Consider the following 21,053-nt stretch of genomic DNA (forward strand, 5'->3'; position numbering starts at 1 on the left):
GCCGCCGTCAAAACTCGAGGCTCTACTCGAGCGTATTGCTCGATGCACTGACTTCGGCGGTCTTTCATGTCTCATATTGCATTTTTCGAGCATCTTTCCCGAAAGGGCGTCGTGCGCGAGGCCGAGGCGCTCGAAAGCGCGCGCGGTCGCGACATGGCCGGCGAGATAGACTGGGCGAGCCTCACCCGTTTGACTCCTTCCGACTTCGCTGACGAACTCGCTGATTTCTACGCCTGCGCGCGTATCAAGCGCGGCGAGCTCCCGGCCGATGATTTCGCCGGTGGGCGTCTCTCGCGTCGTTTTTTGAAGGACGAGCGTCTCTTTCCCTTCGCGGACGACGACGGCGGTCTTCTGTTGGCCGTCGCCGCGCCAGTGGAGGAGGAGACGCTGCTCGCCATCGAGACCGCGCTGGAGCGCAAGGCAAGAATCGCGGTGGCGACCGCAGACGAGATCGACGCCGCGCTCGCGGCGGCATGCGGGCAAGAACAGGCGGCGTCCGCGACGGAGATCGCCGAGGCCGGCTCCGACGATCTCGACGATCTGCGCGATCTCGCGCGCGGCGCGCCCGTGGTGCGCGCTCTCGACGATCTGTTGCGACTCGCTGTAGAGCAGCGCGCCACGGATCTGCATATCGAGCCCTTCGCCGGAACATTGCAGGCGCGATTGCGCATCGACGGGCTCTTGAAAGCGACGCCGGCGCCGCCGATGAGCATGGCCAAGGGGCTGCTCTCCCGCCTCAAGATCATGGCCGGGCTCAACATCACGGAGCGGCGCCTGCCGCAAGACGGGCGTGCGCGCATCGTCGTCGCCGGCGCCGAGATCGATCTTCGCGTCGCGACGATGCCGACCCTCTATGGGGAGGGCGCCGTCATCCGTCTGCTACGCAAGGGCTCGGGCGTCGTCGCGCTCGATCAGATCGGCTTGTCGCAGCGCGACGGCGATATATTGAAGCGAAATCTCCAGGCGCCATTCGGCATGATCATCGTGACCGGGCCGACCGGCTCCGGCAAGACGACGACGCTCGCCGCCTCGCTCGCCGAGATCAACGAGCCGACGCGGAAAATTCTGACGATCGAGGATCCGGTCGAATATCAGGTTCCCGGCGTCAATCAGACGCAGGTCCATCCCGGTATCGGGTTGACCTTCGCGATAGCGCTGCGCGCCTTTCTGCGCCAGGACCCCGACGTCATCATGGTTGGCGAGATGCGCGACGCCGAGACGGCGCATATCGGCGTCCACGCCGCGCTCACCGGCCATCTCGTGCTCACGACGCTGCACACCAATACGGCGGCGGGCGCGATCACCCGTCTCATCGACATGGGCGTCGAGAGCTTTCTGCTCGCCTCGAGCGTTCGCGCGATCATCGGCCAGCGCCTCGTGCGCATCCTCTGTCCAGATTGCAAGCAGCCGCATCTCTTGACGGCGCAGGATATTGCGGAGGACGCGCGCTATGCTTCGCTCGGCTTTGTGGAAGGCGAGACGCTGCACCGTCCCAAAGGTTGCGAATGGTGCAATTACACCGGCTTCCGCGGCCGCCGCGGCGTGTTCGAGGTCATCGAGGCCTCCCCCACGCTGCGCGCGGCGATCGGACCCAAGACCGATGCGAGCGAGCTCGAGGCGGTCGCGCGCGGCGAAGGCATGACGTCCATGGCGCAAGACGGCGTCGCCAAATGCCGCGCCGGTCTCACCACCATCGACGAAGTCTTCCGCGTCACCATGAGCATGTAAGCCTATGCCGCAGTTTCGTTATCGCGCAGTGACGTCGGCCGGAGAGGTGGTCTCGGGCGAAGTCGAGGCCCCGACTCGCGAGGAAGTGCTTCGTCGCATCGAATATCTCGGCCATATGCCCATAGAGGCGGAGCTCGCGGCCAAAGGGCGGCTCACTGCGCTTTCGGGGGGCGTCCAACCTCCGCCGCCGCGCGACGTCACGATCTTCCTTCGGCAATTGGCGCTGCTGATCGGCTCTCGCCTGACTTTGGAAGCGGGGCTGCAAACGCTGGCGGAGGACGCGAGCAAGCCGATGATGCGTTTCGCGGAGGCGCTTCGCGCGACGATTTCCGCGGGCGATAGTTTCGCCGAGGCGCTCGAGCGTCATCCCGCGATCATCGAACCGGCTTATGTCGCCATGGTGCGGGCGGGCGAGGCGTCGGGCCGGCTGGAGCCCGTGCTGCGCGCCATCGTCGAGGATCGCGCCCGCAAGGAGCTGCTCGGCGAACGGATCAATTCCGCCATTCGCTATCCTTTGTTTCTCATCGGTTCGGCTATTCTCATCCTGTTTTTTTTCCTGGTGTATGTCGTGCCGCAATTCGAGCCTGTCTTCAAAGACATCGGGGATCGTCTCAACGGCGGCGCGGCCTTTGTGCTGGCGGCTTCGGCGTGGCTGCACGCCAATCTCTATTCATTCCTCGCCGGGTGCGCGGCCTCGGCCTTTTTTCTCTGGCTGATCTTCAGCCGAAAAGAAGCGCGCGTCCGGGCGATCACGGTTCTCGCGAGAGCGCCGGGCGTCGCCGGGCCGATGCGAGACGCACGTACGACGCGCCTCATCAGCGCTCTCGGTCTTCTCGTCGGCAATGGCGTCCCGCTGCCGACGGCGTTGAAAATCCTGCGCGACATCGTCGCGGACCCGGGCGCGATCGCCGCGATCGACAAAGTGCTCGCGCAGGTGCGCAGCGGTCGGCGCTTCGCGGAGGCGCTCGCCGAGACGGACTTGCTGCCTTCGCTCGCCGTCCGAATGTTGCGCGTCGGCGAGGAGACCGGCGATCTCGCCTCGATCGCCGCCCATGCGGCGCAGTTCTACGAGCATAGGCTGAACCTCGGCCTCGACCGTCTCATGGGAGCGATCGGGCCGATCGCCATTATTTTCGTCAGCGTCATTGTCGGCGCGCTCGTCGTCTCCATCATGAGCGCGCTTCTCAGCATAACGGAGCTCGCCCTATGAAGAGAATGTGTCCTCCTGAGCGCGCGGAACGCCTGCTTCGCGGCGCAAGCCCCGGCTATACTCTCGTCGAGATGCTCGTCGTGCTGACGATCATCAGCCTCATTCTCGGACTCGTCGGGCCGCGCGTGCTGAATTATCTCGGCGAGTCGCGGGTCAAGACGGCGAAGCTTCAGATCGAGAGCTTCGCCTCCGCGCTCGATCTCTTCTATATCGACGCCGGTCGCTATCCTTCCGCTTCCGAAGGGCTCGCCGCTCTCGTCCAGCGTCCGAGCGACGTCGACGTGTGGAGCGGGCCATATGTGAAAGGCGGGCGCGTTCCCAATGATCCCTGGGGCAAGCCTTATCAATATCGCTTCCCGGCCGACCATAATCCGCCTTACGAAATCATGTCCTTGGGCTCTGACGGCCAGGAGGGCGGCGTCGGAACCGCGGCCGATATTTCGAACATAGAACATCCCAATGTCGCCAATGCGGACCATTGAGCGGCGGGCCGGTTTCACGCTGATCGAGATGATGGCGGTCATGATGATCATCGCCCTGATTTCGGCTCTCGCCGTGATGCTGGCGCCGGGGTCTGGCCGGGCGCGGCTGAAGGCGCTGGCGATCGACGTGGCGGCGCTGCTGCGGCGCGAGCGGCTCGGCGCGATGATGAGCGGCAGGCCCCGTCATGTGGCGCTGGACGGCGAGAAGCGCGCGTTGCTGGGCGAGAGCGGCGGCTCGGTGCGCGTCCCCGCCGATGTCGCAGTGGCGCTGCTCGGCGTCGACGGCGGCGCGGGCTCGTTGCGGCCGGTGGTCCGCTTCGAGCCGGATGGCGCGTCCACGGGCGCGGCGCTCGCCTTCGAGCGGGAAAGCGTCCGCTATGAGGTGCGCATCGACTGGTTCACCGGCGGCGTGTCGATCCATGCGCCGTGACGCGAAGCGCCTGCGCGCGGGCTTCACGCTCATCGAGGCGCTGGTCGCTCTCGCTGTGCTCGTCGCCTTCGCCGGCGCGCTCGGCCCGCATCTTTTTCAAGGGCGGCGCATTCTGGCGAGCGGCAAGGGGCGGGTGAACGCGGCGCTTCTGTTGCGCTCACTCATCGAGGCGCCTTTCGACCGCGAGGGCGGCGCAAAAACGCAGGATGGCGAGACCGGCGGCTTTCGCTGGCGGATCGACGCAAAGCCGATCTTTCTCGACACGCCGGTCTTCGACGATCCGGCTCCTCGAAAGGACGAGAAAGCGAAGGAAAAGGACGAGAGTGACGCGCCGAAATGGGCGGCCTATCGGGTCGCGGCGCGCGTCTCCTGGGGGGAGGGCCAGTCGATCGCCGCCGAGACGATCCGTCTCGCAAAAGAGCGATAGGAGCGCATGATGGCCAGAAGCCGCTCGCTGGAGGAAAGAGGGCGTCGCGCCGGCTTCACCCTCGTGGAGACGCTGGCGGCGCTCGCCGTCGCCGCCGCCATCATCTTCGGAGCGGCGGCGCTCGTCCATCATGTGGCGCTCTATTTCGATCGCGGGGCGCTCGGCGTGAATGAGGCGGAACGTTTCGCGCTGGCGATGGATCGTCTGTCGCGCGATTTCGGCGCCGCGCGCTTCGTCGCGGGGAGCATCGAAATGCCGAAGGGCAAGGAAAAAAGGGCGGCGCCCGTCGCTTTCGAGGGCGGGCCGGGGCGCATCGTCTTCGTCACCGGGAGCGCCGTCGGCGCCCGCGCTGCGCGGGAGGAAGCGCTGACTCTCGAGGTCGAGCCGCTGCGCGACGGCGTGACGCGGCTGGTGCGCCGGCGCTCCGTCTGGCTCGGTCCGCGCGCCGGCCTTGTCGCCGAGGCGGCGGGAGACGCAGTGGCGCTGCTCGAAGGCCGATACGACATTTCATTCGACTTCGCGCGCATGGATGCACGCGGCGCGCTCGCCTGGACCGACAGATGGACGGAGGAGACGGAATTGCCGCGCGTCGTGCGCTTGCGTCTCGCCGACCCGGTGACCGGCGCCGATCTCGCCGCCGGCGCGCAATTCGTCCTATGGGCCGACGCGCCCGCCGCCTGCGCGCGCGAGGGGGGCGACTGCATGCCAGGCAAGACCGCTGCGCCGAGCGAGAAGAAAGCGTCGGAACCGCCGAAGGAGCCGACATGAGAAGCGGCTCCCGCCTCGATCCGCGCCGCGGCGTCGTGCTCGTCGCCGTGCTGTGGACGATCGCGCTGCTTTCGACCCTCGCGATGGCGGCGGGGGCGGGGTTTCGCGGTTTCGCCGGCGTTCTCGCCGTCGATAGAGATCGCGTGCAGGCGGAAGCGCTGTTCACCGCCGGGTTGGAAGCCGGGGCGGACCTTCTCGCCAAATATCATGGGCGGCCGCTGAGGCCGGTGGAGACGCGCATTTCCCTTTCGACGGGCGCCGCGCGCGTGCGGCTCGGCGACGAGCTCGGCAGGATCGACATCAACAAGGCGCCGCTGGAGGTTTTCGCTTCGCTCTTCGCCGAGGTCGGCGCGCCCGACGCCAATGAGGTCGCTCGCGCCATCGTGCTGTGGCGCGACGGTCAGGTGAAGACGGGCGCTCAGAAAGACGCGGCCGAACCGGCGCCGCCGCAAGGCGAAAATCCCAGCGCGGCGAAGCCGCAGCCGGGCGAGAAGGCGCCGGAAAAGCGGGATGTGGAGCAGGTCTTCACCAATGTCGATCAATTGGCGCAGATCCCCGCCGTGACGCCGGCCCATGTGGGCCTCGTCGCCCCCTATGTGACCGTCTTCGGCGCCGAGACTGTGAACGCCGCGACGGCGCCGCCGCAGGTCCTGCGCGCCTTGCCCGAGATGACCGAGGCCAAAGTCGAGCAGCTGCTCGAAGCGCGGAGCGCTTCGCCGATCGAGCCGGCGCGGATCGAGCAAATTCTCGGGCCGGCCGCCCGCTACGCCAAGCTCGCGACCCGTTCGGTGGCGCGGCTGCGGATCACGGTCGCCCTCGCGGATGGATATGCGGCGGCGGCGGAAGCGGTCATTGTCATATTGCCGAAGGATCGACAGCCTTATCGTGTGCTCTTCTTCGAGCGGAAGCCGACGCCGATCGACGCCGGCGAACGCGGATTTTTCGAGTGAAATTCATGTTCGGCGCAGATTTCCTCATTCATTGGATCGACGTGCTGGCGCAGCTCGCCGAACGTCTGCGCGAGATTTGGCGCGGCCGCGGCGCCCTTCTCGTTTCCCGCGAGATCGGCGGCTTTCGTCTTCGCTCCGGCGCGGATCCCGGCGCGTCGGCGTTCGTCGCCGCGTCGGCGGGCGCCTTTCCCGAGGAGGTCCAACGCCGCGCGCGCAGAGAGATCGTGCTGCTCGAATGGCCGCAGGAGCGCATTGTGACGCGGCGCATCACGCTGCCGGAAAAGGCGCGGGAGTTCATGAGCGGCGTCGTCGACAATCGGCTCGATCGCCTATCGCCCTGGCCGGTCGCGGAGATCGTCTACGGGCTCGCCGCCGCGCCCGGCGCGCAGCCGGGCAGCCTCGATGTGCGCGTCTGTATCATCTCGCGCGGCGAGATCGATGCGGCCTGCGCGGAGCTCGGCGCGCGCGGCCTCACGGTCGACAGGGTCGTCGCGACGCAGGACGGCGAGGCCTCCGTGGTCCTGTGGTCCCGCAATATGCGGCAGGCGGCGCAGGGGCGGGGGCGTCTGCGCCTCGCCATAGGCGGCGGCGTCGCCGCCTATGTGGCGATCTGCGCCATCGTCGGCCTCTGGGCTGCGATCTCCGCGGCCTCGCTGCAAGACGAGAATGAAACGCTGACGGCGCGCGCGCGCGCGATGCAGAAGCAGGCGCGCGCCGGCGAGGACCCGCGGATCATCGCGGCGCTCCCGCCACAGCAGCGCGCCTGGGCGCGCAAGGAAACATCGATTTCCGCCGTTCATCTCCTCGAATCGCTATCGCGCAGCCTGCCGGACGGCGCTTACCTGACAGAGCTTCGGCTCGAGGCCGATAAGCTGCGGCTCATCGGCCTCGCCGAGGACGCGCCGGCGCTGATCGCCGCCTGCGAAACCTCCGGGCCGCTGTCGCAAGTGCGCTTCTTTGCGCCGACCACGCGCGGCCCCGACGGCAGGCTGTTCACATTCAGCATAGAGGCGCGTGTCGCCGCGCGCCTCACTCCGGCGGGAGGATGAAGCGATGCGGCTCGATCTTCGGATAAATCGTGAAGAGGGCGCGGCGCTCGGCGCGCTGGCGGCGCTCGTCCTCGTCTGCGGGGGCGCGGCGCTGTTCGCGCTGGGGGGGCGTGGCGGAGCGGCCGAGGAGAACGCCCAGCGTCGCGACGCGCTGGCGCGGCTCGAAGCGGCGCAAAAGCGCGCCGGCGGCCCGGGAGACCGGGCTGTCGCGCCCGAGGCGGCGTTTCTCGCGGCGCCGACCGCGGCGCTCGCCGGCGCGCAATTGCAGGCCTATGTCACGCGCCTCGTCGCGGCCCAGCACGCCGCTCTGACCTCGTCCAACGCCCCGCCGCCGATGGGCAAGGAGGCGGCCGACGCCGTCCAATTGCAGGCGACCTTCGACATGGAGCTCTCGGCGCTGCAGGCGCTGCTCTATGAGCTGGAGACGGGGACGCCTTATGTCTTGGTCGAGGCGTTCTCGCTCCAGCCGCTGGACGGGGCGCGACGCGGCGGCTCGCAGCCGCTTCTGCGCGTCACCTTGAACCTTCGCGCCCATTGGCGCCGGACGGCGTCATGAGACGCTCGCCGCTCGTCGCTCTCGCCCTTCTCGCCGCCTCGCATGTCCCCGCGCAGGAGACGCCGGCCCGCGTCGACGCCAATCCGCTGGCGCGCCAGCCGCTCGAGCGTTTTGCCGCGACGCGCGACCGCCCTTTGTTCTCGCCGAGCCGCCGGCCGCCGCCGACCCCGACGGCGCATCGCGAGGCCGAGCCGCCGCCGCCCCCGCCCGAGCCGCCCACCGTCGTGCTGCTCGGCGTGCTGACCGACGCGCAAGGAACGCGCGCCTTCATCCGGCCCAATCCGATGGACAAGGTTCGCGCCGCTCGCGTCGGTGACGATATAAATGGTTGGAAAATAACACGGATAGAACCGACGCGGATCATTTTTGGGCAGGATGAGCGCAGCAAGACATTCGCCATGTTCGAAACGAGGCGCGTCACGACGAAGACCGCGCGCACAAATGCGCGGCGCTAAACTTTCGAAAGAATTTTTATGGTGACGCTTCGGGTTTGGCTCTCGCGCATCGTCTCGTGAATAGATCGCGCCCGCATGTGGGCATATTCACGAGACGACGAGAGTCGCAATGTCGCAACACAGACGATCGCCGCTCTATAGATTGACGGAAGCTCTCGCGAAACGGCTAGGCCTTGGGCTCGTCGCGGCGAGCGCCTTGCTCCACGGGGCTGCGCCGGCGCAGGCCGCCGCCTACCACTCGGCGGACGGCGCTCCCGCCGCATGGCGGGATTACGCATTGCTCGTCGGGCGTCGGGTTCAGGACTGGCTCGGCCAGGACAGCGAGCAGACCCGCCGGCTGCGAACGTCCCTGGAAGCGCGCTCGCAGCAGAACGCCTCGCCGTCGACCATCGTGGCGCGTCTCTGGATTTTGGCGAACGGGACGGTAGAGCGCGTCGATTTGGAGGGATTCGATCCCGCGGATGCGGAGGCGTTGCGCGCGCTTTTGACGCGACAGGAGGTGGGCGCGCCGCCGCCGGCCGATATGTCGCAGCCGCTGCATTTGAAACTATCGCTGCAGGCGAAGAATTGAGCGGCGGGACGCATAGTCGGAGCGCGGCCGAAGCGCGCGCGGCTTGCCTGCTCGCCGCGGCGATGCTCGGCGCGCTCGCGGTCGCCTCGCGTCTCGCGGCCGAAGAGACGAACGATCGAGGCTCGGCGAAGGCGCCGGAACCGGCGGCGGCGCGGCCGGGCTCGCCAGCCGTCTATCGCGCGCTGGCCGAAAGCGAAGCGCGCCGCGCCGGAATGCCGGGCGAGATCGCCGACGCCGTCATGGCCGTCGAGAGCGGCTATGATCCCAGCGCCTTAGGCTCGGTCGGCGAGATCGGCCTCATGCAAGTGCTGCCCTCGACGGCGCGAGCGCTGGGATTCGATGGTCGGATGGAGCGGCTCGCCGTTCCCGAGACCAATATTCGCTATGGCGTGAAATATCTCGCGGGCGCCTGGCGGCTCGCTGGCGGCGATCTCTGCACGGCGGTCATGAAATATCGCGCAGGCCATGGAGAGACGCGCTTTTCGCATCGCTCCGTCGATTATTGCCTCGCCGTGCGCGCCAAGCTGATGGCGCGTGGCTATCCGGTCGCCGGAATCGTTCCGATCGCTACCTTCGGCGACGCGGCGCCGTCTCGACTCCGCTCGGCGCTCGTCGTCGGATGTCGTCGAAATTGCCTCGCGGCGTCTGGCCGCGCCGAGCTCGATTTCGACGCGATCAACACGCGCCTCGATCATATCGTCATACAAGCGAACGCAAACGCCGTGCGGTTGCGGTGAGGCCTCTCGTCGGCGGCCGTGGCTAAAAATCGATCGTTCGAAGGGACGAAGCATGAGATGTCTCGGTCTCGCTATTCTGATGATGCCGCTCGTCGCGCCGTGTCATGCGAACGACGTCGCGGCGCCGAATGGAGAAATCATCATCGGCGGCGCAGCGTCGCCGATGGCTGAGGCTCGAACCTGCGTCGACGTTCAAATCGGCGGCGACTTGGCTTTCGGCTGCCTCAATCGACGGCTGAGGCGCGACGTCGAGCGCGTCCGCCCGATCATCGAGGCGCCTCCCGTAGACGCTCGATCGTCCGACCTGAAGACCGGCGTCGTCAACCTGCCGGCCATACGCCAGCAGTATGGGCGGAACTTCGGAATTTCGGCTGTCCCTTACCGCGAGCCGACGGTCAGCGCCGGATCGCCGATGTTGCGACGTTGAAGTCGCTGCTCTCGCATGGACGCCGGACGCGATCCGGGCGGGGGCAATCTGAAGGGTAGAGTTGGTCATGTTGGAGAATTTTGCGCAATTCCAGAAGGTAGAAGATGGCGGCAACAAAATGCGCCATCTTTCGAACCCGCGCGCGTCCGGCCACGATCTCGTCGGCCTCTTGCCGTTGGTCAGCATAATCATCACCAATTACAATTATGGGCGATTCCTGCGCGAAGCGTTGGATTCGGTCTTCGCTCAGACTTATCCGCATATCGAATGCCTCATCGTCGACGACGCCTCGACCGACGATAGCGATATCGTCCTGGAGAGCATTCGTCGCCACGAACCGCATGTTCGCATCATATCCCACAAGGACAATCTGGGGCAGACAACCGCGTTCAGAACGGGCCTCGCGGCCAGCTCCGGCGAATATGTCGTCTTTCTGGACGCCGACGATATGCTCCTTCCAGCCTTCGTCGAGACACATCTCTACGTTCATCTCTCGCTACGGATCGCGATTGGCTTCACCTCGTCGGATATGTTCCAGTCGATCAATGGTCGCATCGTCAGATCGTCCTGGACCACCCTCAGCGATTACGTCGCGTCAGGGCGCGGATTGCGCAAAGAGCGCCTGCGTCGTATCGACACCGCCGCGAGCGACCTTTGGCCATTCGAGCACGCGCCACTCGACGATGTCGAATCTCGCGTGCACTTCGTGGGCCCGCTCAGTTCGGAGGATTGGGTCTATGCGCCGACGTCGGGGAATTGTTTCAGGCGAGACGCTCTGACGTTGCTTCTCGGCGATGGTCCTCTCATGGATCTTCGATTCCACGGAGATACTTATCTGAACAAAGGCGTGCGGCTTCTAAACGGCGCCGCGCTCATCGATGCGCCCCTCACCATTTATCGAATCCACGGCGGAAACGGATTCGCGAGCCATGCGGAACTCTGCGGAGTCCATAGCGCGGCGCCCTTCAAGGCTTTCAGGGCCGAGTATTTCGCTTGGCGCGCCGTCGTGGATCGTCTGATCGACCACGTCGACGAGCTCGCGGAGCGCCTGGGCGTGGATCGCTATGTCGGCGCGCTCGTTTGCTTGCAAAACTCCTATGCGGACCATCCAGACTTTCAGCAGTTCGAGAGTCTCGTGCGATATATCGAAACGCGACTAGAGACGCGGGCGGATTCAATTCGCGCCTGCCTCGGACCGGAAGCGTTTGTACACTTATCGACGAGCGTCAAACGCGTCCGCAAGCGGCGAGTCCAGGTGAAAAGACGCGCGCCGCGACCCTGGATACGACCTTTGGCGGAGCTTTTCTTGACGATGGGGCGCTCGATGAGCCTCGCGGCGCTGACGAAGTTCGGCGATCGACTGTGGCATTGCTGAGAGTCGATCCGTATCGTCGGCCGGCTCCCTCGCAAATTTCTAATGGTTATGATCACCGGCAACAGAGCAGCCGGAATAGCGCAGTGATCGCCGCGTAAGCTGTGTCATTCATTACACGCTCGTCGCGTCCATAATCAAAATATGCGACAAAATCGGGCAGAGTTCCCGAGGAGACAGTTCAACTGATGGACGATGTGAGGATTTTCATACCGACTCGCGACAGCGAAAAGTGGATTGCTGGCTTTCTGGACGCGTATCGCGAAGCCGGCGTCGAGCCTTTGTATGTCGTCGACTCTCGCAGCGCCGATCGGACGCTCTCGATCTTGCGTGAAAAAGGAGCCGACGTCATCGAATTCCTGCCTTCTGACGACTTTGCGGAAGCCGGGATGATCGAATTCGGCGCGAGGAGCGCGGGAACGCGCTGGGTGTTGCGCTTCGATGACGACGAATTTCCGTCACGGAGCCTTTTGAACTGGATAGGGAACAAATCGAATTTCGCGGGCTGTTCAGCATGGTCGATTTCGTGTCGGGAATTGAGCTGCTTCGAGGGCGAACTGGTCTATTCGCAGTGGCCGACTCGAACCGATATCTCCGATGGAGTTCACTTCAATGGGATGGCCCGCCTATGGGAGGCGGCCAAAGTTTCTTACGTCGAAAAAATACATAGCTGTGGCTTTGAGGCCCCATCGAAATTAGGACAGGCTCCCGATGGAGTGTTTTTTGCGCATTTCAACAACGTGCTCCGGAGCCTGCCGGAAAGGCTCGCGAAGATAAGGCGCTATGCCGAGCGGGACAGGTCTCTAGCGTGGCGCTTCGCCGACGAATGCCTCCCCGAGTTGACCGACCCGGAACTTCACGCCTTTACTTCGGAAGGCATAGAAGAGTTCCGGGAGTTCGTTCACCGTCTCCTGCGCCCAGGGCTCGTCCGCGACGACTGCTTGAGCCCCGATGAACACCGATTGCTCGCCGCCGAATCGCAGCGCTGGATGGCTGAGGTCATTCGAGCGGCGCGAGGAACGATCGCGCAACATCGCGAAGAAATCGGGGCGCTACGTACGACTGTTCCTTTATTCGAATCCGGAATTCGTATCATTGCCGAGCTCACTTGCACCATTGGTCGACAGACAGGCTCCCCGGCGCTCCAGAAGCGGGGAGCCGCCTTGTGGAATATTTCGCGCAAGCGATAGACGGGGCGCGGCTCGAAATCGTCGTTCGTTCGGCTGCGGTGCAAATTGAGGAAAGGACAAGCGATCAGGTTCGGCATCTTGCCGGGGATCAGGCAGGGTTCTGTCGCAAATTTTTGATGCGGATCTGGGCTGGGCTATAATGACTGGAAGCGGGCCGCGCGGAATAGCGGGATGAACGAGTTCTAGGTCAGCCACTTCGAACATGATGCGATCCCGTGGGGCGTGCGCTGGTATGTCGACTACCGAATCAGCTGAACCGCGCCGGGATTGCCGGAGGCTCCAACTCTTGATTGGATGGGGCCATGGATACGAAGAAGAAGACATCGAACAGATTTTCACCTGAGGTTCGAGAACGGGCAGTTCGGATGGTGCTGGAGCACCGGGGCGATCATGCGTCGCAATGAGCGGCGATCGCCTCGATCGCGGCGAAGATCGTCTGCACGGGCGAGACGTTGCGGAACTGGGTCCGCCTGGCGGAGCGCGACTCGCGCGCCCGCCGTGGCGCGACGACGGATGAGCGCGAGCGGATCAAGGCGCTGGAGCGGGAGAACCGCGAGCTGCGGCAGGCCAATGAGATCCTGCGCAAGGCGTCGGCTTATTTTGCGGCGGCGGAGTAGGACCGCCGCACGAAACAATGATCGCCTTCATCGACGCTCATCGGGAGGCGCACGGGGTCAAGCCGATCTGCAAGCTGTTGCCGATCACCCCTTCCACCTATTGGGCGCACGCGGCGCGCCGACGCGACCCTGCGAAAGCCTCGGCCAGAGCGCGCCGGGACGCGGTCCTTCGCAAGGAGACGGCGCGTCTTCGACGAGAACTTCCAGGTCTATGAAGTGCGCAATGTGTGGAAGCAGTTGGAGCGGGAGAGCGAAAAGCTCGCGCGCCGCACGATGTGACGCCTGATATCCATCGAGCGTGATTTTGCACGGCGGCCGTCCGTGGTTCGTGAATGCACGACGGAAAAACGCTTTGGCGGCGGCGACATCTCGCTTCGCGCGCAGCAAACAATCCACTGCTTTTCCCGCCTTGTCGACGGCGCGGTAGAAATAGACCCACCGCCCCTCGATCTTGACGTAGGTCTCATCGACGCGCCACGATCCGCCGACTTGGCGCGCGAAATGGTTCCACCGCTTTTCGAACTCCGGAACGTAGCGCTGAACCCAGCGCATAATGGTCGTATGGGCCAACGACAAACCGCGCTCCGTCATCATTTCCAAGAGATCTCGGAAGCTGAGCTTGTATCGCAAATGCCAGCGCACGCAGAAACCAATGATTTCGCGATCGAAATGGAGTCCTTTAAAAAGATCGTCCACGCTCAGCATCGCCCATAACCCCAGCGTCCGGTTTCGCCCACGGAAGGATTATGTCGCGCTCACGCCATGTGCACCAGAACCAGCGCGGTGACCAGCGCGCTCCCCCGCGCGAGAGTGGCCTCCGAACGCCGTTGCGGATGCGCCCCGGACGACGTCCGTGTCACGCATCATTTCATGGCTTTCGCCCGTTCGCCGCACCGAGCCTCCATTTCTGCGAAGACTCGTTCGATCCACTCGATCACGAGCTTGATGCGCGCGAGATGCTTCAAATCGGATCGAACCAATAGCCAGAGCTCTCGCGTGAGGACGGACTCGGCTCCACTGAGCCGTACGAGACCTTCGTCATGGTCGCCCACGCAGATCGGCATGAGCGAGCGACCCAAGCCGGCGTGCACGGCATTCATCGCGAGATCGGAGTCGTTGACGATCAAGCCCGGGCCGAGGTCGGGCTCCTGCTTCACGGCCTCGGCCAGCCAGCGCGCGAGCGGCAAAGCGGACAGGCTCTCTTCGTAAGTGACCCAGGGCAGCTTTTCCGTCGAGTATCCAACGGCTCCGAAAACCCCATAGGGGAGCTCGCAGATGCGGCGGGCGACGAGGCGATAGTCTTGCTCGGGTCGGGCGAAGCGCACGGCGATGTCGATCTCCCTATCGCCGATATCCAAGTTTCTCGGCTCGGAGACGAGGTGCAGCTGCAATTGAGGATGAGCCCGCAGAAATTCCGGGAGCGCCGGCAGCAAGATCCGATTCATGATCAGAGCCACCGAGGTCAATCGCACCGTTCCCGCGGCTCTGTCGTCCAGGCCTGTCGCGACGCTTTTGATGCCGCAGACGCCCATTTCGATTTGCTCGGCGTGCCGGAGAACCTCGTGACCCGTCTCCGTGAGCAGCAACTGCCCATTGGCGCGCTCGAACAGACGCGAGCCCAGAGCGCGCTCGACGCGGGCCACTCGGCGCGCGATCGTCGTTTCGTCGACGTGCAACTGCCGCGCCGCGGTAGCCAGACGGCCAGTCCGCGACAGGACAATGACATAGCGAAGATCGTCCCAATTCAGATTCTGCATTTTTGCAGACTGCTCCTGCAAAATCACTTCTGGCAAGGCAAAATTGTCGGTGCTAGCTTGCCCCTGGTCAAGGTGCGGCGTCGACGCTTTTTTCAACGGCTCGCCGAGCCGCCGGACGGATTCGATCCGCTCGGCGGGCGGAGGCGTCGCGTCGCCGATAGGCCCAAGCGTCGAATCCGTCGGCCGCCCAGCGCAGGCCGCCGTTTGTCCGACAAGGACTTCGAAATGCTCCAGCTCGTGCTGATTGCTCTGCGGCGCCCCTACACTTTCGTCGTGGCGGCGGTTCTCATCGTCATACTCGGCGCTTTGGCGATTTTCAGGACGCCGGTCGACATATTTCCGGCGGTCGGCATTCCTGTCGTGTCCGTGATCTGGACCTATGTCGGGCTTTCGCCGGACGATATGTCCACCCGCATCCTCTATCCTTACGAGCTGGCGCTGACGGCGCTCGTCAACGACATCGATCATGTCGAATCACAGAGCTACAATGGCATCGGCGTCAACAAGATCTATTTTCAGCCGAAGGTGAAAATAGATCTCGCGCTGGCGCAGGTGGGCGCGGCAGGCCAGACCGTTTTGCGCCTGCTCCCTCCGGGTGTGCAGCCGCCACAGGTCATACTGTTCAACGCATCGACCGTGCCGGTCATCCAAATCGCTTTTTCGAGCGCCACGCGGACCGAGGCGGAGGTCGCCGACGCCGTCTACACGCTCATTCGGCCGCCGCTAACCACGGTGACCGGCGCCGCGGTCCCTTTTCCTTACGGCGGCAAATCGCGGCAGGTGCGCATAGACCTCGACCAGGAGAAGCTGCTCGGGCTCGGCCTCACGGCGCAAGACGTGGTGACCGCTGTCGAACGGCAAAACCTCATCATTCCCGCCGGCACCCAGAAAATCGGCGACTATGAATACGCCGTCCTGATCAACGACGCGCCTGCAGACATCGCCGCGCTGAACGATTTTCCGATAAAGCGCGCCGATGGCGCGATCGTCTATTTGCGCGACGTCGCCCATGTCCACAACGGCAACGCGCCGCAAACTAATCTCGTGCGCGTCGATGGCGCGCCGGCTGTGCTGCTGCCCGTGCTGACCTCTGGATCGGCGTCGTCGCTCGACGTGATCAACGGCGTCAAGGCGATGCTTCCACGATTGAAGCTCGCGCTCCCGGACGGGATCGAAATGACAGTGATCGGAGACCAATCCGCCTTCATCAGCGGAGCGGTCGTCAGCGTCGCGCGCGAGGCGGCGATCGCGGCCGCACTCACCGGCCTCATGATCCTGCTCTTTCTCGGCAGCTGGCGCTCGACGATCATCATCACGATCTCGATCCCGCTCTCCATTCTCGCCGCCCTCTTCGCGCTGTCGGCGCTCGGCGAAACCGTCAATGTGATGACGCTCGGCGGTCTCGCGCTCGCCGTCGGCCTCCTCGTCGACGACGCGACCGTCACGATCGAGAATGTCAACCGTCACATGGAGGCGGGCGAGGCGATCGACGACGCGATCATCAAGGCGGCAAAGGAGATCATCACGCCCGCCACAGTGTCGCTGCTTTGTATCTGTATCGTGTTCGCGCCGCTGCTGCTTCTCGGCGGCGTCGCCGGCTATCTGTTTCGTCCGCTCGCCGAAGCCGTCGTCTTCGCGATGATCGCATCCTACTTTCTGACCTACACTCTGGTCGAGACGATGGCCCGCTATTTCCTGAGCGCGCAGCAACGTGAGGCGCTGCGCGAGGCGAAATACGGCCCGGCCCGGCGCGGCGTCGTCCTCGCGACGTTCACGCGCGCGCAAATCGCGTTCGAAAGTGGCTTCGAAAGATTGCTCGACGCTTACGCGCGCGTGCTCCAACTGGCGCTTGCGCGCCCGAAGGCTTTCGTCGCTATGTTCTTCACGGGCGTCGCGCTCTCATTCACGCTGACCCCCTTTCTCGGACGCGATTTCTTCCCCGAGACGGAAAGCAGCTCCTTGCGGCTGCATGTCCGCCTCCCCACGGGAACGCGTCTCGAGCAGGCCGGCGTTCTCTGCGACCGGATCGAAGCCGAAATCCGCGACGCTCTGCCGCATGGTGCGCTGACGAGCATCGTCGACAATATCGGTCTGCCGATCTCGGGCATCAATCTGAGCTACAATAACTCCGGCACCATCGGCACGAACGACGCCGATCTGACGCTGAGCTTCGATCCCGAGAAGGTCGCCGATGCGGGGCCCTTCGCGGAATTATTGCGCGAGCGTCTGCCACGCGCCTTTCCCGGCGTCGTCTTCTCCTTCCTGCCGGCAGACATAGTGACGCAGATCCTCAATTTCGGCCTGCCGGCCCCGCTCGACATTCAGATCTCGGGAAGCAAGCGCGACGAAAACCTCGCCTATCTGCAAAAGACATTGGAGCGAGTCGCCCGCGTGCCGGGGGTCGCCGACCCGCGCATGCAGCAGGCGGGCGATTTGCCCACGCTCCACGTCGACGTTGATCGAACGCTCGCGCAGGAGGTCGGACTCTCGGAGCGCGACGTGACAGTCTCCTTGCAGACCATGCTCGCCGGCTCGTTCCAGACCTCGCCGGCCTTCTGGCTCAACGTCAAGAGCGGCGTCTCCTATCCGATCGTGACGATGGAGCCGCAGTTTTGGAACACGAGCCTCGACGCGCTGGCGAGCAAGCCGGTGGCGGCAGGCGAGGGACAACAAATTCTCAGCGGCGTCGCCTCGATTCGGCGCGGCTGGAGTTCGGGCGTCGTCACGCATTTCAACAGCCAGTCGGCGTTCGACATCTACGCCGGCGTGCGCGGCCGCGACCTCGGCGCGATCGCGGACGACGTTCAAAAAATATTGGACGACACCCGCAACGAAGCGCCGGCGGCCTCCAATCTCGTGCTGCGCGGCCAGATCGCCACGATGCGCAACGCCTATGCGGATCTGCTGCTCGGCCTCGTCCTGTCGATCGTGTTCGTCTACCTCATCATCGTCGTCAATTTCCAATCCTGGCTGGACCCGTTCTTGATCGTCTCCGGCCTGCCGACGGCATTGGCCGGCATCGTCTGGATGCTCTTTTTGAGCGAGACGACCATATCCGTTCCGGCGCTGACCGGAGCGATCATGTGCATGGGCGTCGCGACGGCGAACAGCAATCTCGTCATCGCCTTCGCGCGCGAGCGGCTCGATGACGGCGACACTCCGCTCCATGCGGCGGCGGCGGCGGGCGTGACGCGCTTTCGCCCCGTCATCATGACGGCTCTCGCGATGATCATCGGCATGGCCCCGATGGCGCTCTCCGCCGAGCAGAATGCGCCGCTCGGTCGCGCCGTGATCGGCGGGCTGACCTTCGCGACCATGGGCACGCTGTTGTTGCTGCCGGTCATGTTCAGTCTCGCGCATGGCTTCCTCATGCGCCGCAGAGCGCAGCGCACGCAAGGCGACAAGCCGGAGAACACGCACTTGGAGCAAGCGAATGTCGCACCCTGAACCGCCTCACCTCCATCCGCCGGACCCACTGGCGCAGGCGGAGCTTTTGCGTAGCCTGCGTCCGAGAGTCCTCGTCGCCATCGGCGTCATTCTCGCGCTCGCCACCTTCGGCGTCGTCTCGCGTCGCGCACGCGACGCCGAGCTCGCGCGCGTGACACAGGAAGCGGCGGTTCCTACTGTCGATTTAATTACGCCGACGCTCTCGACCGCCACCCAGGAACTCGTGCTGCCGGCCAATGTCGAGGCCTTTGTCGACGCGCCAATCTATGCGCGCGTCAACGGATATCTGAAGAGCTGGGCCTATGACATCGGCGCGCAGGTCAAGGCCGGCGACGTGCTGGGCGTCATCGACGCGCCCGACCTCAACCAGCAGGTGGAGCAAGCCAAAGGCCTGTTCGCGCGCAGCAAGGCGGAGCAAAATCTTGCGCGCGCGACGGCGAAGCGCTGGACCACGCTCCGTAACGAGGCGGCGGTCTCGCCCCAGAGCGCGGACGAAAAGACCGGAAATCTCGAGGCGGCAGCCGCCTCGCAGAATGCAGCTCAGGCCAATCTCGACCGGCTCGTCGCTCTCGAAGCCTATCTCAATCTGACATCGCCTTTCGACGGCGTCATCACAGCGCGCAATGTCGACGTCGGCGCCTTAGTGGACGCCGGCGCCGGTCGGCGCGAGCTGTTTCGCGTCGCCGACATTCACAAAATGCGCATCTATGTCCGCGCGCCGCAGGCCTATGCGGCGAAGATCACGCCGGGGCTGACCGCGCGGTTGACGCTGCCGCAATATCCGACGCGGGAATTTTCGGCGAAGATCATGACGACCGCCAGCGCGATCGCCGCGAGCTCCAGAACCCTGCTCGTGCAATTCGAGGCGGACAATCCCGATCGCGCGCTGCTGCCGGGCGCGTTCGGACAAATCAGGATTTCGCTTCCTCCCGAGGGGGCGCCACTGCTTCTGCCGGCGAGCGCGCTCGTCTTCGTCAATGCGTCGCCGCAAGTGGCGACCGTCGACGAGCGCGGCGTCGTGCGCATGAAGACCGTCAAGATCGCTCGCGATCTCGGACCTTCGCTCGAAATATCGGCGGGGCTCTCCGAGACCGACCGCGTGATCCGTACGCCATGGCAATCCGTGCATGACGGGATCGCGGTGAGAATCAAGGACCGCGAGAGGAAGGAAACGCAGGCGAGATGAGATTTTTGCGTCGATTCCTCCTGATGACGGCGTGCGTATCTTTGAGTGGTTGCGACCTCGCGCCGTCCTATGTCGCGCCGACGGTGGAGACCCCGGCGAGCTTCAAGGAAGCAAAAGGAGGCGGGCCTGCTTTCGCCGAGAAAAAGCGCGCCCTCTCGAGCGATGGCGGCTTGCAATGGTCCGCCGCCGATCCCGCCGATCTACGTCCGAGAGGATCGTGGTGGCGAGCGTTCCAGGACACGCGCCTCGACACGCTCGAACGCGAGCTCGACCAACTCAATCCAGATCTCGGCCAGGCCATGGCCGCGATGGACCGGGCGCGCGCATTGGCGGCGAAAGCAGCCGTGGGCCTCTCGCCGACCCTGACGGCGAGCGGCCAACTGACCGAGAACAAAGAATCGCAGCACCGCCCGCTTCGATTGGCCAACTCTTATCCGAGCGGCTCCGACTTCGCGCGATCGGCGCAGTCCCGTGGCCTGCCCATAAATGCGCCGACCTTTTACGGCGACAATCAGCTATCGATGCAGTCGAGCTATGAGATCGATCTTTGGGGGCGCGTCCGTAATCTTGCGGCCGCAGGCGTCGCGCAGGCGCAGGCGTCCGAAGCCGATCTCGCCGCCGTCGCCTTGAGCCTACACGCCGAGCTCGCGCGCGACTATATCAACCTGCAAGGCGCCGATAATGAGATTGCGCTACAGAAGCGCATCGTCGCTGCCTATGGCCGCTCGCTCGCCCTCGTGCAGAAACGTGTCGGCGGCGGCATCACCTCGCCCGCCGACGTGACGCGCGCGCAGACCCAGATCGGCTTCGCGAAGGCGCAGCTCTCCGAGATAGAGGCGCGCCGCGCGCTGCTCGAACATGCCGTCGCCATTCTCGCGGGCCACACGCCGGAGAGCTTTTCTCTGCCGTCATCGCAGACGCGCGTCGCTGCTCCGACGATTCCGCTCGACGCTCCGTCGCAGCTGCTCGAGCGCCGCCCCGACATCGCCGCCGTCGAACGGCGGGTCTATGGCGCCAATCTTTCGATCGGCGTCGCGCGCGCCGCGTTCTTCCCACGCTTCACGATCAATCTTTCCGGCGGAACGCAAGACACGGGTCTCAGCCTCTTCAACGCGCGCAACAGCCTCTGGTCGCTCGGGCCAGCCGTGACGCTGCCGATCTTCGACGGCGGCGCGCATTCGGCCGATCTGCACGACGCCGAGGCCGCCTATCTCGAGGCCGTGGCGCATTACCGGAGCGTCGTCCTGCGCGCCTATGGCGAAGTCGAGGACGCGCTCGCGCTCATTCGCTATTTCGATCGTCAGGAAAAGGATATCGCCGCAGCCGTCGTCGCCGGCAATAAGACGCTCGATATCTCGCTGAAGCTCTATGAGGAGGGCGTCGTGACCTATGTGGAGGTGGTGACGGCGCAGTCCGACGCCTTCGCCGCGCAGCGTCAGGCGATCGCATTGCGCACGGGACGCCTGCAGGCGGCGTTGTCGCTGATGACAGCGCTCGGCGGCGGTTGGAGCCGCCCGGTCTCTCCGCCCCCCGTCGCGGAGTCGCCCTGCGCTCCGTGCGAAATGGCGACGCAGGCCGCGACGAAGTCCTAGCGCGCGCCGAAGAACGCGCGTGACAGCGGAGGGTCGTGACGGATCGCGCCGTCTCGGCCTCCCCCGATCATTCTCTCGCTCGCTGTTCTCGACCTCGGCGTT

General features: G+C 64.8%; 19 protein-coding genes, 2 pseudogenes and 1 other annotated feature. Of the genes and pseudogenes, 19 read left to right on the plus strand and 2 right to left on the minus strand.

Features of this window, described 5'->3' with window-relative positions:
• The first annotated feature begins 66 nt into the window (after nucleotides 1-66).
• The 16 genes and pseudogenes from METLW3_RS0120690 to METLW3_RS27730 all read left to right on the plus strand — a co-directional run.
• A complete protein-coding gene (locus METLW3_RS0120690; protein ID WP_024881706.1) occupies nucleotides 67-1,728 on the plus strand; it encodes a GspE/PulE family protein in 1,662 nt (553 codons plus the stop codon).
• A gap of 4 nt (nucleotides 1,729-1,732) precedes the next feature.
• Nucleotides 1,733-2,938, plus strand: a complete 1,206-nt coding sequence (locus METLW3_RS0120695) for a type II secretion system F family protein (protein WP_024881707.1) — start codon at nucleotides 1,733-1,735, stop codon at nucleotides 2,936-2,938.
• Nucleotides 2,935-3,420 carry a type II secretion system major pseudopilin GspG gene (gspG, locus tag METLW3_RS0120700; protein ID WP_024881708.1) on the plus strand — a complete coding sequence of 162 codons (486 nt, stop codon included), beginning with the start codon at nucleotides 2,935-2,937 and terminating at the stop codon, nucleotides 3,418-3,420. Before METLW3_RS0120695 ends, gspG begins: the two co-directional genes overlap by 4 nt.
• On the plus strand, nucleotides 3,407-3,850 hold the full coding sequence (locus tag METLW3_RS0120705) for a prepilin-type N-terminal cleavage/methylation domain-containing protein (RefSeq protein ID WP_024881709.1): 444 nt from the start codon (nucleotides 3,407-3,409) through the stop codon (nucleotides 3,848-3,850). Before gspG ends, METLW3_RS0120705 begins: the two co-directional genes overlap by 14 nt.
• On the plus strand, nucleotides 3,840-4,277 hold the full coding sequence (locus METLW3_RS0120710) for a prepilin-type N-terminal cleavage/methylation domain-containing protein (protein ID WP_024881710.1): 438 nt from the start codon (nucleotides 3,840-3,842) through the stop codon (nucleotides 4,275-4,277). Before METLW3_RS0120705 ends, METLW3_RS0120710 begins: the two co-directional genes overlap by 11 nt.
• Nucleotides 4,278-4,283: 6 nt before the next feature.
• Entirely contained in the window at nucleotides 4,284-5,045 is a 762-nt protein-coding gene (locus tag METLW3_RS28405; RefSeq protein ID WP_024881711.1) for a prepilin-type N-terminal cleavage/methylation domain-containing protein, read from the plus strand.
• Nucleotides 5,042-5,995, plus strand: a complete 954-nt coding sequence (locus METLW3_RS0120720) for a type II secretion system protein GspK (RefSeq protein WP_024881712.1) — start codon at nucleotides 5,042-5,044, stop codon at nucleotides 5,993-5,995. Before METLW3_RS28405 ends, METLW3_RS0120720 begins: the two co-directional genes overlap by 4 nt.
• Nucleotides 5,996-6,000: 5 nt before the next feature.
• Complete coding sequence (locus METLW3_RS0120725) at nucleotides 6,001-7,044, plus strand: PilN domain-containing protein (RefSeq protein ID WP_157516623.1); 1,044 nt, start codon at nucleotides 6,001-6,003, stop codon at nucleotides 7,042-7,044.
• Between the two features lie 4 nt (nucleotides 7,045-7,048).
• Nucleotides 7,049-7,600, plus strand: coding sequence for a type II secretion system protein GspM (gene gspM / locus METLW3_RS0120730; protein ID WP_024881714.1), 552 nt, complete (start codon nucleotides 7,049-7,051; stop codon nucleotides 7,598-7,600).
• A complete protein-coding gene (locus METLW3_RS27080; RefSeq protein ID WP_157096191.1) occupies nucleotides 7,597-8,055 on the plus strand; it encodes a hypothetical protein in 459 nt (152 codons plus the stop codon). The genes gspM and METLW3_RS27080 overlap by 4 nt, the downstream gene beginning before the upstream one ends.
• Before the next feature lie 196 nt (nucleotides 8,056-8,251).
• Complete coding sequence (locus METLW3_RS26035; RefSeq protein WP_157096192.1) at nucleotides 8,252-8,626, plus strand: hypothetical protein; 375 nt, start codon at nucleotides 8,252-8,254, stop codon at nucleotides 8,624-8,626.
• Entirely contained in the window at nucleotides 8,623-9,363 is a 741-nt protein-coding gene (locus tag METLW3_RS0120745; RefSeq protein WP_024881717.1) for a transglycosylase SLT domain-containing protein, read from the plus strand. The genes METLW3_RS26035 and METLW3_RS0120745 overlap by 4 nt, the downstream gene beginning before the upstream one ends.
• 79 nt (nucleotides 9,364-9,442) lie before the next feature.
• Nucleotides 9,443-9,790, plus strand: a complete 348-nt coding sequence (locus tag METLW3_RS26040) for a hypothetical protein (protein WP_245267463.1) — start codon at nucleotides 9,443-9,445, stop codon at nucleotides 9,788-9,790.
• A gap of 67 nt (nucleotides 9,791-9,857) precedes the next feature.
• The gene (locus METLW3_RS26045; RefSeq protein WP_051465554.1) at nucleotides 9,858-11,165 is read left to right on the plus strand and encodes a glycosyltransferase family 2 protein; all 1,308 of its coding nucleotides are present in this window, start codon (nucleotides 9,858-9,860) and stop codon (nucleotides 11,163-11,165) included.
• A 185-nt stretch (nucleotides 11,166-11,350) separates the two neighbouring features.
• The gene (locus METLW3_RS0120760) at nucleotides 11,351-12,352 is read left to right on the plus strand and encodes a glycosyltransferase family 2 protein (RefSeq protein ID WP_024881720.1); all 1,002 of its coding nucleotides are present in this window, start codon (nucleotides 11,351-11,353) and stop codon (nucleotides 12,350-12,352) included.
• 302 nt (nucleotides 12,353-12,654) lie between these two features.
• A pseudogene (locus tag METLW3_RS27730) lies at nucleotides 12,655-13,245 on the plus strand (transposase); the annotation flags it as partial.
• Nucleotides 12,945-13,061 (plus strand) — a sequence feature (AL1L pseudoknot). Its footprint overlaps the pseudogene before it by 117 nt.
• A gap of 9 nt (nucleotides 13,246-13,254) precedes the next feature.
• Here METLW3_RS27730 and METLW3_RS26055 read toward each other — a convergent pair.
• Nucleotides 13,255-13,674: pseudogene (locus METLW3_RS26055) on the minus strand (IS6 family transposase); the annotation flags it as partial.
• Nucleotides 13,675-13,832: 158 nt separating this feature from the next.
• Nucleotides 13,833-14,822: a LysR family transcriptional regulator gene (locus METLW3_RS0120775; protein WP_245267464.1), complete on the minus strand. Its 990-nt coding sequence runs from the start codon at nucleotides 14,820-14,822 to the stop codon at nucleotides 13,833-13,835.
• A 129-nt stretch (nucleotides 14,823-14,951) separates the two neighbouring features.
• Here METLW3_RS0120775 and METLW3_RS0120780 point away from each other — a divergent pair, with 129 nt between their 5' ends.
• From METLW3_RS0120780 to METLW3_RS0120790, 3 genes are read left to right on the plus strand one after another with little or no spacing between them, the layout of a single operon-like run.
• Nucleotides 14,952-18,173, plus strand: coding sequence for an efflux RND transporter permease subunit (locus METLW3_RS0120780; protein ID WP_024881722.1), 3,222 nt, complete (start codon nucleotides 14,952-14,954; stop codon nucleotides 18,171-18,173).
• A complete protein-coding gene (locus METLW3_RS0120785) occupies nucleotides 18,160-19,359 on the plus strand; it encodes an efflux RND transporter periplasmic adaptor subunit (protein WP_024881723.1) in 1,200 nt (399 codons plus the stop codon). Before METLW3_RS0120780 ends, METLW3_RS0120785 begins: the two co-directional genes overlap by 14 nt.
• 23 nt (nucleotides 19,360-19,382) lie before the next feature.
• A complete protein-coding gene (locus METLW3_RS0120790; RefSeq protein ID WP_256388653.1) occupies nucleotides 19,383-20,951 on the plus strand; it encodes an efflux transporter outer membrane subunit in 1,569 nt (522 codons plus the stop codon).
• Nucleotides 20,952-21,053: the final 102 nt, after the last annotated feature.

The organism is Methylosinus sp. LW3, assembly GCF_000527115.1.
In the GTDB taxonomy this organism is placed as follows: domain Bacteria; phylum Pseudomonadota; class Alphaproteobacteria; order Rhizobiales; family Beijerinckiaceae; genus Methylosinus.